Origin of the sequence: Ruminococcus sp. AF17-12 (assembly GCF_003479245.1) — a bacterium.
Taxonomy (GTDB): domain Bacteria; phylum Bacillota; class Clostridia; order Lachnospirales; family Lachnospiraceae; genus Blautia_A; species Blautia_A fusiformis.
Map to the genome: position 1 here is coordinate 53235 of NZ_QUGY01000010.1, position 14784 is coordinate 68018.

A 14784-nucleotide genomic window follows, 5' to 3' on the forward strand; every position below is an offset into this window, starting at 1 on the left:
AACACCTCCCTGAAAAAGCCTGCGTTTCTCTTACGCGCGTGTCTTTTTCTCAATCTTTGTCATACCGCCCATATATGGCTGCAGAGCTTTTGGAATGTTTACAGATCCATCTGCATTCAGGTTATTCTCCAGGAAAGCAATGAGCATTCTCGGAGGTGCTACTACTGTATTGTTTAATGTATGAGCAAGATATTTCTTGCCATCTTTGCCGTTTACACGGATTTTCAAACGACGTGCCTGTGCATCTCCAAGGTTGGAGCAGCTTCCTACCTCAAAGTATTTCTTCTGACGTGGAGACCATGCTTCAACATCGAGGGATTTTACCTTAAGATCAGCAAGGTCACCGGAGCAGCACTCAAGCGTACGAACCGGAATATCAAGAGAACGGAACAGATCTACTGTATTCTGCCACAGCTTGTCGAACCACATCTTACTCTCCTCTGGCTTGCAAACAACGATCATCTCCTGTTTCTCGAACTGATGGATACGGTAAACACCTCTCTCCTCAAGTCCATGAGCACCTTTCTCTTTACGGAAGCACGGAGAATAGCTTGTAAGTGTCTTCGGAAGCTCTTCCTCCGGAATAATCTGGTCAATGAATTTACCGATCATGGAATGCTCACTTGTTCCGATCAGGTAAAGATCCTCACCTTCGATCTTGTACATCATAGCATCCATCTCCGCAAAGCTCATAACGCCTGTAACAACGTTGCTTCTGATCATGAAAGGCGGTACGCAGTAAGTAAATCCCCGGTTGATCATGAAATCTCTTGCATAGGAAATTACTGCGGAATGAAGGCGTGCGATATCACCCATCAGATAATAGAATCCGTTACCGGCAACACGTCTTGCGCTGTCAAGATCGATTCCATCAAAATTCTCCATGATATCTGTATGATACGGAACCTCAAAATCCGGAACAACCGGCTCACCAAATTTCTCAATCTCTACGTTCTGGCTGTCGTCTTTACCGATTGGTACAGAAGGATCGATGATGTTCGGGATCACCATCATATCTTTCAGAAGCTCTTCCTCAACCTCTTTCTCTCTCTGAGAAAGTTCCTCAATACGAGTTCCGGATGCAGCAACCTGTTTTTTAACCTCTTCTGCCTCTTCTCTTTTTCCCTGGCCCATAAGAGCACCGATCTGTTTGGAGATCTTGTTTCTCTCAGCACGGAGAGCCTCAACCTCCTGCTTGATCTCTCTGTTTTCTTTATCAAGTTCGAGAACCTTGTCAACCAGCTCCAGTTTGCTGTCCTGGAACTTATTGCGGATATTCTGCTTTACAACCTCCGGATTCTCTCTCACAAACTTAATGTCTAACATGATATTCCTCCTGTATTAAAAATATTCTTACTCTTTGCAGTTTTTTATTCCTTCTCAATCTCACCAAGTCCAAAGTTTACTGCTTTTCTCAAAGCTTCCACTTCTTCCTGACTAAGTACAACATAGGACTCACCTTTTACGATCTCCTTTAAATAAAGGAAACAGTTATCGCGGCTGTGAACCGCATTCAAGATCAGACCCGTATTGTTTTTATCAAGAAGCGCCAGTGCAAAGCTGAGTTTTCCACCTACATCATCAAATGCATCATACTTTTCAACGCCATATTTGCTGAACATTACATTCATATTTTTTTTGATAAAGCTGATGTCATGATCATGATCTTCCTTTGCTTCATACAGCCGGTCGATCTGTGCAAATTTTCTTACAAAAACTTTTTCCAGTGACTGTGCATCTCCGCCTCTCATAAACATCTTGTACTTCCGTTCCAAACGGCTGAGACGCATATTGCTACTCACCACATTGATCAGAAGAATGATGGTAAGGATCAGCAAAACAATGATCACAATCCCGGAATCAATTCCCATGCTTTCAAAAATCCCGCTCATTCTGCCTCCTATCTGATAGATTCGAACAGATCAATGATCCTCTCCAGTTCATCTCTGGAATAATATTCAATTTCAATTTTACCTTTGTTGTTTTTCTTTCGCTGAATGGATACCTTTGTTCCCATGATACCTTTCATTTTTTCTTCCAGGCTCTCATAAATGGCATCTTCTGCTGTGTTTCTCTCTGTTTTTACTTTTTTCGCAGGAGAAACCAGATTCTTTACAAGTTTTTCCGTCTCACGAACACTGAGTTTTTCATCAAAAACCTTCATGGCTGTTGTTTCCTGAAGAGCTTCATCAGAAATTCCCAGAAGTGCTCTCGCATGACCAGCTGAGATCATATCTGCAATTACCATTTCCTGAACTTTTGAAGAAAGCTTCAGAAGACGCATGGAATTAGTTACTGCAGTTCTGCTTTTGGCAACTCTGTCTGCGATTTCATCCTGTTTCAGGTGAAACTCTTCCATCAGACGTTTGTATGCCATCGCTTCCTCTATAGGATTCAGGTCTTCCCGCTGAATGTTCTCGATCAAGGAAATTTCTACGATTTCCTGGTCTGTAAACTCTTTTACAACAACAGGAACTTCCTTGAGCCCTGCCATCTTGGCAGCTCTCCAGCGGCGTTCGCCTGCAATGATCTCAAAATAATCCTTCTTATCGGATACCAACAACGGCTGAAGAACACCGTACTGTTTAATGGATTCCGAAAGTTCCAGCAGCGCATCCTCATCAAAATGTCTTCTGGGCTGATTCAGATTTGGTTCTACGCTGGAAATTTTCACAAGTCGTTCTGCGGCCGGACTATCTTTTTCAGTTGGTTTGTCTTTTTTTACAACTGCAGATCTTGTCTTTTTTGCAGGTTCCTTTGACGGACCGCCTGCTTTGTTCGGGATCAGTGCGTCAAGACCCTTTCCAAGGCCTCCTGTTCTTCTTCCAGCCATCACTCGCCCTCCCTGCCTATAACTTCTTCTGCCAGGAGGCGATAACTCTCTGCTCCTGTAGATCGTGAATCGTACAGATTGATCGGTTTTCCATAGCTTGGTGCCTCTGCAAGTCGTACATTTCTCGGTATGATCGTTTTGTATATATTCTGGTCCAGGTTTTCTTTTACATTTTCTACAACCTGAAGTGACAGATTTGTTCTGGCATCATACATAGTAAAGACCACGCCTTCGATCTTCAATCTCTTATTCAATCGGTCTCTTACCAGTTCGATGGTATGTATCAACTGTGACAAACCTTCCAATGCATAATACTCACACTGAATCGGCACCAGAACGGAGGTTGCGGCTGTCAAAGCATTAATTGTAAGCATACTCAGTGACGGCGGACAATCCATGATTATGTAATCATATTTCCGGCGAAGTTTATCCGTGATCTTTTTCAGAATAAATTCTTTATCCTCAAGATCAACCAGTTCAATTTCTGCACCGGAAAGATTCATATTCGATGGTATCAGGTCAACATTGTCTACAACGTTCTTTATAATGGTATCCTTGGTCTCTGCTTCTCCAAGCAGCAGCTCATAAAGGGTGTTTTCTACTGCATTCTTGTCTGCGCCAAGTCCACTGGTCGTATTTCCCTGCGGATCAATGTCGATGGCAAGAACCTTTTTCCCTTTTTCAGCAAGGCAGGCCGATAGATTGATGGCTGTCGTTGATTTTCCAACCCCGCCTTTCTGATTGGCAACTGCAATGATTCGTCCCATTGTACCCCTCCTTTTTATTTTTTTAAGGGATTTTTACTCATTGGATATCATTATAACACTTTTATTTTTAAACTGCCACATAATGTTTCACGTGAAACAATAGAAAATAGGTTTTGAATTATTTTATTTATTGTGTAGTATACCCAAACTCATTCCGGACTAAACAGAAGTTTGACAGTAACAGTACATCGATTATAAAGTCCATCAACTCCGCATAAACTTCCAGTTTTATTTGCTTTCAATCAGACTATATATTTTACGCCATTACGCCATAAAAACGTACCGAGAAATGAAGTTCCCATTTATAGATATTTTGCTGAAATTGTTCTGATTTATCGTAATCTCGAAAATAATTCGATTTTCTCGGTATAGATATTATCTTTTATGGAACCTTGCACACTGCTACATAGGCATCGAAATCCCTTTCTTTTACAGCATTTATAGCATTTTCAAATTTTATCTGAACACTAAAAACATTACTATTATTATCAAGCGAATAAAAGCATCTGTAAACACATTCGCTGTTCTACACTGAATAACTGCTTCGCGATTTACCAAAAGGACTACAAGCTACTCTTCCCTGATAAGAAGCAGTTCTTCAACCACTGCTTATCGTTTCTTGCAATTGAAGCCAAAAACAGGGGGGAACTCCTGATTCGAGTCATACAAACAAAAGCATCCGCAGTTGCTACGCAGCTTTACACCGAATAACTGCTTCGCATTTTATCAAAACTTGCTTGTACTCTTCCTGATACAAGCAAGTCACCAACCGCTGCTTATTGCTTCTTACACTTGAAGCAGGGGACCTCCTGACGCGATTAAAAACTATATCACGCTACCGTAAAGCGCATATGAGTTGTCGTTGTTGCGAAACATTTTTTAAGTCAAGCGGATAAAAACATCCTCTTCACTACTGCTCATAGCTTAATAAATGCTTCGCAGTTTATCAGAAGGAGACTGTACTTCTCCTGATACAAGCAAGTCCCCAACCGCTGCTTATTGTAGTTCACAATTGAAGCAGGTGAATTACTTGATTCGATTAAAATCTATATTAAACCTACCATAAAACACATAAGCACGAACTACAGCTGTTTTTTATTTCTGCAATTGTCAAAGATGGGGTTATAACTCTTTATTCTTAATCTGTCTTCGGATGTTTCACGTGAAACATCCGAAGATGGATTATCAAACCAATATTCATAATTGAATCAAGTGACTTCCTCGATCCGGTTAAAAATGCCATCAACGAAATCGATCCAGGACACGGTTTGACTTGTAACTGCAAGGGTACTGAACAGTTACGAACACATTATAAAATCAATGAGAAATATCAAAAAAATACTCCGATATATTCTCTCTGGCATTATCTATATCACGAAAGCATATAAAAAATACAAGAAACTCCATCCACAAAATAATGTGGCTGTTATCTTTATATTCCCCAAAAGCATCTATATATAGTAAATGGAAACTTCTTTTCCCGGAGTGTTTTTATAGTGTGAAATACATGTATCTCTCGCGAAAAAAATATAATATTATGAAACTGAAATTTTCGATTTTTGTTTATTTTATTATGTTTACGAAAGATTTGCGTATTTATTTCATTTTTCTTCCAATCCTGTTATATATTCGTTATGTACATGTTAACTAAAGGCTTTTTCAAGCATAGTTTCATTTTGTAATATCCAATATAAAATGTATCTGAATAAGGTTCCGGCATAGAACTGGCATAAAATAAATTTCACTTAATAGGCTTTTTTCTTCTAAATCAAGCCGTAAAAGACTTCCCTGTCTTCCCTTTATCCCAGTCATGCGGACAAAAATTTTTGCATTCGATCACAGTTTTACACAAAATAGCTGTTTTACAGTTTATCAGGAAGAGTACAAGTATTTTCCCACCCACAGCTTATTGTTTTTTTGTAATCGAAGCAGCTGCTTTCTTTTATTCGATCAATCAAAATTTCACATGTTTAAAGTAGGAACGGATCTATATTTTATCTTTTTGCCGTATGTGTGCAGGTGCACATTTTATATTTTAAGGCTTTTTTATATGTACATGCGTGCAAAGTACGTTTTATCGTACTTTTTTATTTAAAGTACTATAATTTGTACTTTAATACTTTTTTATTCGTAAATATCCTATTATTTCTCTTTATTTGCCAGTATTTTCTTTTATAAAGTCCTTTTTATCGTACTTAACGTTTGTTTTATTATCATTATCATAGTGTTCTCTTCGCAGAAATAATCTCTCATTTCTCTTTATTTCATCCTTACTCTTATATCGTTCTTCTATAAAATCCCCCATATTTTCCGCCTTCCCCTCCATTTTTTCATATAAATACACATTTTTACTACATTCACTTAACTTGTTAATTCCCCATCCAGTTCACAAAAGCATCTGACCGAAATCATGGGGAATACTGATGACAGTATCTGGCAACTCACCTTCAAGTGTGCAAACATATCTATCCAATTTGGGATCAAACGAATAAAAATACCCGTATTCGCTACGCAGTTCTACACCCAATAGCTACTTTGCAATTTATCAGGACCTGCTTACAATGTACCCATAACAGTGGCCACATGAATTAGTGCAGTACCTTGTTTTTAGACATGCCCACTATTCTTTTCCCTGCTTCTAAACGCCGTTGCATTCTTCCTAATACACGCCACCCACTGCTTATTACTTATTACTTTTTCGTAATTGAAGCAGGGGACTTACTGTTAACTGGTAATATTATCCTCCGAGTTTTTTTGTGCGCAAAGACCACTGAAAGCCCTGGACATACCATGCAAATTTATGTGATTAGCATAATTTCTGTGCATCGCGAAGTGTATTACCAAGAACGGAGTGATCAGTAATCAGGAAACTTCTTGATTTAAAATTCAAGCAGATAAAAGCATCCGCTTCACTACTTGCTCATAACCGAATAAGTGCTTCGCAGTTTATCCGAAGGAGCCTGCACTTCTCCTGATGCAAGCAAGTTCCCCTGATTATTGCTTTTCGAAATCGAACCAGGGGACTTATTTGATTCAGTTAAAAACACTTCTTCTCTTGCCTCATTTTCCCCTGAAATGCTATAATCCATAAAGAAAGCATCCGCAAACTCCTTGCAGTTTGCGGCTAATACATTGTTTCGTAAATAACTATACTAATCGCGTGGGATGTGGATTCGAGTGTGCAGGTATAAAAATGCAGGCGTAGCTGGCTATGCTGAGACTTTTAGATCTGTGCAGTCGGATTCACCAACAAGTAATTGGTATAGTTATTTCGAAAACAATGTACTAGTCATTTATCATCTGATCGAAAGGAATATTTTATACATGAACACCACAAATAATCGCAACGATTTCTATAAAGAACAATTAGACAAGACTTTAAATGGCAATGAAAAGATCGAAACTGCCATTGCAGCACTCCAAAAAGAAGCAACCGAAGAAATGCTTGCTCATACTCTCACCGTGATCCGTCACAGAATGCAGGAGCAGGCACAGCTGATCATTGCTGTAGAACCTCCAAAAGGTGATGGAAAAATTTCTCTTCATGCGATCAAAACCAACGATGGAAAGCAATGGTGGGCTGCATTTACCAGCTTTGACGAAGAGTTAAAAGGCAGTGATAAGATCATGTCCTCATTTACCGCAGATATTGATAAGATTTTTGCTTCTGCATTGCAAGAGCCGTCTGTTGAGGGAGTAATTCTCAATCCATGGAACCGCACACTGATGCTGAACAAAACCCTTATCAACATCATCCTCGGTAATCCTGTATAGCATCAGCTCTGTCGGATAACAAGTCCAATGTTTCACGTGAAACACTTGGTATTTTACTGAAGTATAAAAGCATTCCAGCGGATAACAGCATCCGCTTCGCTACTTGCTCATAACCAAATAACTGCTTCGCAGTTTATCAGAAGGAGCTTTTCCTCCTCCTGATACAAGTAAGTCCCCACCCTCTGCTTATTGCTCTTCGCAATTAAAGCAGGGGATTTACTTGATTCGGTTCAAAATCTGATTTCTATGTATCATGAAGCATATTGGCGATGCTACTGTTCACTGATAATATTCCGTAAGTTTTTTTGTGAACGAAGGCCGCAGAAAGTCCGAAGCCATACCGCACCAATTTATGCGATCAACATAAATTCTTTGCATTACGAAGTGCGTTACTGAAAGCAGAACGAACAGCAACTTAGCGAGCGTTACTGTTCAACGTTAAATTCCGTAAGTTTTTTTGTGAACGAAGGTCGCCGAAAGCCCGAGACCATACCGCACCAATTTATGCGATCAACATAAATTCTTTGCATTGCGAAGCGCGTTACTAAAAGCAGAACGAACAGCAACTTAGCGATCATCGCCAAGAACAGAATGGACAGTAGCGTCAGCATACAATAACAAGGTTAGGGTTCCCACAAAAGCATTGTAAATTTTTCGTTCCTGTCGTATAATAAAGCAAAGAAATATTCAGAAAAAATCAGATCAGATACCTGAATTACGTTACATCTGTCCTGATTATTTTTACGAATTCCAGGAGGCTTTTTAATGAAGAAAAATGGACACAGACTACTTACTCTTGCAGCTTTAGTCGGAACTGCCGCAGGTGTTATTCATATTGCTAACCGTTTCATAGATGCCACATCTCAGCTTAAAGATATGCTGGAACAGCCACACAGCAGAACCTATGACTGGCGTTTTGGAAAGATTTTTTATACAAAACAGGGACATGGCACCCCTATTCTTCTTATTCATGATATCATGCCAGGTGCTTCCGGTTATGAATGGAATGCCATAGAGAAGCAGCTCGCAACCGAACATACCGTTTACACCATTGATCTTCTTGGATGTGGACGTTCCGAAAAACCGGATATTACTTATACCAATTTTGTATTTGCTCAGTTACTCTGTGATTTTGCCAAGAATGTGATTCGTGAGGAAACCGATGTTATTGCCAGTGGTTTCTCAGGTTCTTTTGCGATCATGGCTTACCGTAACAATTCCGACCATTTCCGCAAGATCATGCTGGTCAATCCACCAAGCTTCAGTTCCCTGAAGCAGGCACCTTGTAAAGACAACAAGCTCTTTAAGTATTTTATCGAGCTTCCGATTTTCGGAACTCTGATCTATCATATGGTAGCTTCCCGCGAATCCATCAGCAGTCTGTTTATGGAAAAGCTGTTCTACAATCCCTTCCATGTAACAGATACACTGGTAGACACCTATTATGAATCCGCTCACAAGGGCGGTTCCAACGCCAAATATCTGTATTCCAGCTACATTGGCAAATACCTGAATATCAGCATTAATAATGCCGTAGAATCTTCCGATGCATGCATCTATATTATTTCCGGAGAAAAAGAAGCTTCCGCTTCTCTTATCGCAGAGGAATATCAAAAGCTGAATTCTTCCATTGAAACCGCTGTGATCCCGGAAACCAGACATCTTCCTCATCTGGAAGATCCGGAACATTTCCTGGAACAGGTAGCTATTTTCCTGTAAAAACAGCTTATGATCCGGCACCAAAAACAAAATTTATCTATAGTAATTTTGGAAATCAACGTATCAAAAGAACATTGTTCATGTTCGGAGCCGTTGATCTTCATGCAGTAATTTGTGGAAATGCTATAAACCAACAAAAAGCCAATAAAAAAAGAGTACTGTTTCACGTGAAACATAAGTTTTCCCTCAAACAAACGTGAAACAATACTCTTTATTTTTTACCAGACTCACAGCATGCATCCGGACATTTCTCTTATCTAAGTGCCTGCTCCAGATACATGTGTGTTGTATTATCGATCAGCTTATGTGTCAGCTCTGCCATATGCTGTGTACTCTCCTGATTCTCAGAAGACAGCCATGTCTTGATCATTCCCACGCATCCATTCAGACAAAACGCATACGCATACTCAATATCACGGTTGTCTTTCGGCAGACGAATTGACAAGCGATGCAGCACTGTATCTGCGATCAGTTTTTCTATACGATTCACAAAAGCCATATCTCCATTCTTTCCAAGAAGTGCGATACAAATATCCTTATTATGATCCAGGATCGTAAATATCTGCTCAATAAAAGGATACGAGCTCTCCTTATTATTAAGAGGATCCAGAGGATAGTCTGCCACCAGATGCGTGATTTCCTCCATCAATTCAGCCTCAATGGATTCCAGCATCTGATAGATATCTGTATAGTGAAGATAAAATGTGGAGCGGTTGATATCAACTTCTTCCACCAGTTCCTTTACCGTAATCTCCTTAATGCTCTTCTTCTGCATAAGACGGGCAAGCCCCGCCCGCAACTGTGCCTTGGTCTTACGTACTCTTCTGTCAACTTTTTCCGCCATCTTAATTCCCCCTGCAATTCAAAAAAGCAAGCACGTTTCCTCCGCCTCAATCACCTGTCACTTACGATACTCTGCAACTGTCATACAATGATAATGCATCCTTCAAACGAATAAAAGCATTCGCTTTCTCTACGCCGATCTGTATGATACCAGATATCTGCTGTTGTTAAGAATTGACAAGATCAAAATTGTTAACGACGCCGACCTACACGATACCAGATATCTGCTGCATATTTGTGTTGAAACATAGGAATCCTGTCTGCATTTAATATTACCAACTGCACATAAATTCAAAGGAAATAACGTACTTTTTGTCTATTATGCAGTTTTTTATTTGTAATAGACACTTCCATTATTTCCGTCTATTAATATACATTCAGTAAAGATTTAATGGTTGTATCTGTGGTATGTGTTTAGTATAATACATCACGTAAAGAAAATCAACACTTTGTTTGATAATGGAATATAAAGCTATTAATAGATTTTAATATGATTAATAGATCTCGTCGCCATTACTGGAATAAAGTTTGATTAATCAACTATGTTTGATAATACAATTTAATAAGAAAGGGATAGGTAATATGATCAAAAACGAATGGAAAAGCTTACTTCGTAACAAGCTCATGCTTATCGTCGTAATCGCCATTATCGTAATCCCGATCATCTATGCAGGTCTGTTTCTGAAATCCATGTGGGATCCTTACGGAAACGTAGACAGCCTGCCAGTGGCCGTGGTAAACGAAGACAAACCTGTCGAGTATAATGGCAAGACCTTAAGCATAGGTAAGGACATGACGGATGAGCTGAAAGACAACGACTCAATGGCATTTAACATTGTAGACAGCAAGACAGCAGAGGACGGTCTGGCCAATGGAACCTATTACATGGTTATCAAAATTCCGGAAAATTTCTCCGCAAACGCAGCCACTGTAATGGACAACGAGCCAAAGCAAATGGAGCTATCCTATGAGACAAACCCTGGAACCAACTATATCGCCTCCAAGCTCAGTGAAACAGCAATGCTGAAGCTTCGTGATAACATTGCTTCCAAGGTTACGGAAACCTATACAGAAACCGTTTTTGATTCTATCTCAGAAGCAGGTGACGGAATGCAGGAAGCTGCAGACGGATCCGGAAAGATCGAAGACGGACTGAATACAGCAGCTGATGGTAACAAAACAATTACCAAAAACCTTAAGAAGCTTTCCACCAGTACTCTTACTTTCGTAAGCGGTGCTGACAGTCTCACCGAAGGTCTTAAGACCTACACCGATGGTGTTGCAAAGGTTAACGATGGTGCAAAGAGCCTGGACGATGGTGCAGATCAGCTGAACAGCGGCGTTGCAACCCTCACAGAAAAGGTTCCTGAGCTGACAACCGGTGTGGATACTCTGGATAAAGGTGTTCAGCAGTACACCGCTGGTGTGGATGAGCTTAATAAAAATTCTGATGCACTGAAATCCGGTGCAAGCAGCCTGGAATCCGGTGCAAACCAGCTGAACAGCGGCGTTGCAGCTCTGACAGAAAAGGTTCCTGAGCTGACAACCGGTGTAGATACTCTGGATGAAGGTGTTCAGCAGTACACCGCTGGTGTGGATGAGCTTAATAAAAATTCTGATACGCTGAAATCCGGCGCAAGCAGCCTGGAATCCGGTGCAAATGCATTAAGTGCAGGTATTGATACTCTTTCCGACGGAGCAACACAGTATGTAGCTGGTGCTGACACTCTTGCAGATGGAACTACCACCTATGTGGCTGGTGCTGGCAAACTCGCAGCCGGTGCCAAAGAGCTTGCAAAACTTGAAGACGGACTCACAACAGTTTCCAATGGTATCTCTCAGCTGAATACCGGTGTTACCAAAGGAACCGATGACTCACAGTCACTGATATCCGGAACACAGCAGCTGGAAAACGGACTGAAAGCCCTGAACGATAAGGTTTCTGCTCTGAAAGAGGGAACAACACAGGAATCCATCAACAAGCTTGCAGCCGGCCTTACTTCCGCAAAGGATGGTATGGACACAGCCGCAGCTGGTATGAACAGTGCTGCAGCTGGTATGAACAATGCGGCAGACGGAATCAACAACGCAGCCGGATATATCACTCAGGCCGCAGGTATCACAAGTCAGACCAGCAGCAGTATCACAGACAGTCTGATCCCTGCTCTCCAGAATGCAGGCACACAGTTCTCACAGGTAGGTGATCAGGTCAGCAACATCCTTACAGGATACGGACAGCAGACAACGGAGGCACTTACTGATGCAAATACCAAGATCGGTACTGCCGGACAGACAATGACCTATTTAGCAGCACAGCTTCAGGCGATTCAGGCAACCGCTTCTGAGGACGGAACCATTTCCGCAGCAGCTCTGAATGATGTGATCAACGCTTTAAACAGCGTAGCCGGTGGAATGACTGGCGTGGACGGTTCTTACATGAGCAGCTATTCTGATCAGGTTTCACAGCTTGCAGCTGGTGTATCCGGTCAGCTCTCTTCTACTCAGGAAAATCTGAATGCTGTTGCTTCCAAGCTTAACGAAGCAGCTTCCGGACTGACTCAGATCTCCGGAGGACTGACTCAGGGTGCCGGCACACTTTCTGAGGGTGCAACAACCATGACAGATGGTGCAAACCAGATGAGTGCAGGTGCAACAACCATGAGCGCAGGTGCAGAGCAGTTATCTGCAGCTACAAGTCAGCTTCCTACAGATCTGATCGCTCAGCTTTCTGCAGGTGTTACCCAGCTGTATCAGGGTGCACAGGCTGTAAACACAGGAACCAAGAACGTTTCCGCAGGACTTCAGTCTCTGGAAGACGGCACAGTCGAAGCCTTCCCGGCTGCAGCAGCAGGAATCAAAGCTCTGAACGATGGATTTGACCAACTGACATCTTATGATAAGCAGCTCAACGATGGTGCAAAGAATCTGAAAACAGCCGGCAAACAGATCACTGGCGCACTTCCGGATATCAAATCCGGTGCAGGTCAGCTGGCAGATGGTTCTAAGGCACTGACAGATGGAATCACAACTTACACCGATGGTATTGCTAAGCTTTCCGAAAACAGTGCTGCTCTTACAGACGGCACCAAGAAACTGGCAACAGGAGCCAATGCTCTTTCCAGCGGTGCTACTACTCTTGCAGATGGAACAAAAGCATTAGCCGATGGTTCCGGAACACTGACAACCGGAATCACAACCTACACCGATGGTGTTGCTAAGCTTTCCGAAAACAGCTCCGCTCTTACAGACGGTACCAAAAAGCTCTCAACAGGAGCCAAAACCCTTTCCAGCGGTGCTACTACTCTTGCAAACGGTACTAAGACATTAGCAAACGGTACCTCAACACTTCTCAGCGGTACCGAGAAGCTTGTAAGCAACAACAGCACACTTAACAATGGTGCAAAACAGCTTGCAGATGGCGCTGCCCAGATCCAGAGCGGTTCCTCTCAGCTGTATGATGGCTCCAAGAAGCTTGGAAGCGGTATGAAAGAACTGAAAGACGGTTCCAAGACACTGACCACAAGCCTCAGCGATGGAGCTACCACTGTAAAAGACAATTCAGCAAGTGATGAAACGATCAAAATGTTCGCAACTCCTGTTGTAAACGATGAAACAAAACTTACCGATGTCCCGAATAACGGACACGCAATGGCACCTTACATGATGTCTGTAGGCCTCTGGGTCGGCGCACTGGCATTCTGCCTGATGTATCCTCTGGCTCAGTATAAAGGCAAACTGAAATCCGGTTTCGCATGGTGGGCAAGCAAAGCTTCCGTCCTTTATCCGGTAGCGATCCTTCAGGGAATCTGCCTGATCCTGCTGTTACGTGCATTTAACGGATTCACACCTGCAGAGATGGGCAAAACCGTACTCTTCGCCTGCCTGACATCAATGACCTTTACCTCTATCATGTACTTCTTCAACATTACTCTTGGTAAAGTAGGAAGCTTCCTGATGCTGGTATTCATGGTCGTTCAGCTTGCAGGATCTGCCGGAACTTATCCGGTTGAGGTTTCACCTTCATTCGTTGCAAAGATCCATGCATACGTTCCGTTTACTTATACGGTCGACGCATTCCGTGCAACGATCAGCGGTGGCCGGAGCATTACCACTTCCATTATTGTAATGGTTGCACTGTTAGTGATCTTCACAATCCTGACGATCCTTCAGTTCAATCACATGACCAAGAGAAAGAAAGCAGGAAAAGTTGTTCTCTTCGACTGGCTGGAAGAAAGAGGTCTTGCATAATACTTAGTTACTGACAGAAGCTCCCCCGAACCTTCTGTTAGATATAGAAAAATTAAAACTGTACAGTTGTTCAGATGAGCTTCTGTACAGTTTTTTTATGTTGTCCTCGTCAATTCTCCACGCTATAATTATAGCAGTTATAGAAAATCAAGCTCGCCAGTACACCGTGCCTGACCTATGCCGCAGATTTCAGTTCAGAAACATTCCTGTCAGATTCAGAAGAAGCGGCAATATGACTTCTCAGATCTACTCACAAATCGGAGCTCTTTCTGACTGCAAGCCTGCGGTTTTCAATGGAAAAGCAACCTGGTATGCATCTAATCCACTGACCGCAAAAACAGACGGAATCATCACCTATGCTACACCATTTACCGTCTTCAGGGTAAAACCTGGAAAGCTATCGGCAATACAAAAAATACAACCTACACCGATAAAAAGCCAGGCACCGCAACCAACTACCGTATCCGTGCATACCGCATCACAAACGGTAAAAAAATATACGGACCTTATTCATCTGTAAGGACCGTAAAATAATAGCAACATAAAAACACCCCGGAAAATCCTGATCTATGTGGTGTCTCCGAATATCTGATCATCAAG

11 protein-coding genes are annotated in these 14784 nt (G+C 41.8%); 4 read left to right on the top strand and 7 right to left on the bottom strand.

Features of this window, described 5'->3' with window-relative positions:
• Positions 1 to 30: 30 nt before the first annotated feature.
• The 6 genes from serS to DWW77_RS18110 all read right to left on the bottom strand — a co-directional run bounded on the left by serS (position 31) and on the right by DWW77_RS18110 (position 6689).
• A complete protein-coding gene (gene serS / locus DWW77_RS11870) occupies positions 31 to 1326 on the bottom strand; it encodes a serine--tRNA ligase (protein WP_015526534.1) in 1296 nt (431 codons plus the stop codon).
• A 44-nt stretch (positions 1327 to 1370) separates the two neighbouring features.
• Complete coding sequence (locus DWW77_RS11875; RefSeq protein WP_015526535.1) at positions 1371 to 1892, bottom strand: DUF4446 family protein; 522 nt, start codon at positions 1890 to 1892, stop codon at positions 1371 to 1373.
• An 8-nt stretch (positions 1893 to 1900) separates the two neighbouring features.
• A complete protein-coding gene (locus DWW77_RS11880) occupies positions 1901 to 2833 on the bottom strand; it encodes a ParB/RepB/Spo0J family partition protein (protein ID WP_092072353.1) in 933 nt (310 codons plus the stop codon).
• Positions 2833 to 3600 (bottom strand): ParA family protein, encoded by a 768-nt coding sequence (locus tag DWW77_RS11885; protein WP_092072358.1) that lies wholly within the window; start codon positions 3598 to 3600, stop codon positions 2833 to 2835. Before DWW77_RS11885 ends, DWW77_RS11880 begins: the two co-directional genes overlap by 1 nt.
• Before the next feature lie 2152 nt (positions 3601 to 5752).
• The gene (locus tag DWW77_RS18105) at positions 5753 to 5905 is read right to left on the bottom strand and encodes a hypothetical protein (RefSeq protein WP_161209205.1); all 153 of its coding nucleotides are present in this window, start codon (positions 5903 to 5905) and stop codon (positions 5753 to 5755) included.
• 607 nt (positions 5906 to 6512) lie between these two features.
• Entirely contained in the window at positions 6513 to 6689 is a 177-nt protein-coding gene (locus DWW77_RS18110; RefSeq protein WP_015526538.1) for a hypothetical protein, read from the bottom strand.
• A 235-nt stretch (positions 6690 to 6924) separates the two neighbouring features.
• Here DWW77_RS18110 and DWW77_RS11890 point away from each other — a divergent pair, with 235 nt between their 5' ends.
• Positions 6925 to 7374 (top strand): SseB family protein, encoded by a 450-nt coding sequence (locus DWW77_RS11890; protein ID WP_015526539.1) that lies wholly within the window; start codon positions 6925 to 6927, stop codon positions 7372 to 7374.
• A gap of 765 nt (positions 7375 to 8139) precedes the next feature.
• Positions 8140 to 9093: an alpha/beta fold hydrolase gene (locus DWW77_RS11895; RefSeq protein WP_015526540.1), complete on the top strand. Its 954-nt coding sequence runs from the start codon at positions 8140 to 8142 to the stop codon at positions 9091 to 9093.
• 253 nt (positions 9094 to 9346) lie between these two features.
• On the opposite strand, the gene DWW77_RS11900 is transcribed toward DWW77_RS11895, so the two are convergent.
• Positions 9347 to 9937 (bottom strand): TetR-like C-terminal domain-containing protein, encoded by a 591-nt coding sequence (locus DWW77_RS11900; RefSeq protein WP_015526541.1) that lies wholly within the window; start codon positions 9935 to 9937, stop codon positions 9347 to 9349.
• 581 nt (positions 9938 to 10518) lie between these two features.
• Between DWW77_RS11900 and DWW77_RS11905 the strand changes: the two genes are divergently transcribed.
• Positions 10519 to 14184 (top strand): YhgE/Pip domain-containing protein, encoded by a 3666-nt coding sequence (locus tag DWW77_RS11905; protein WP_118608761.1) that lies wholly within the window; start codon positions 10519 to 10521, stop codon positions 14182 to 14184.
• 232 nt (positions 14185 to 14416) lie between these two features.
• Positions 14417 to 14704 (top strand): hypothetical protein, encoded by a 288-nt coding sequence (locus DWW77_RS11910; RefSeq protein ID WP_118368772.1) that lies wholly within the window; start codon positions 14417 to 14419, stop codon positions 14702 to 14704.
• The last annotated feature ends 80 nt before the right edge of the window (positions 14705 to 14784 follow it).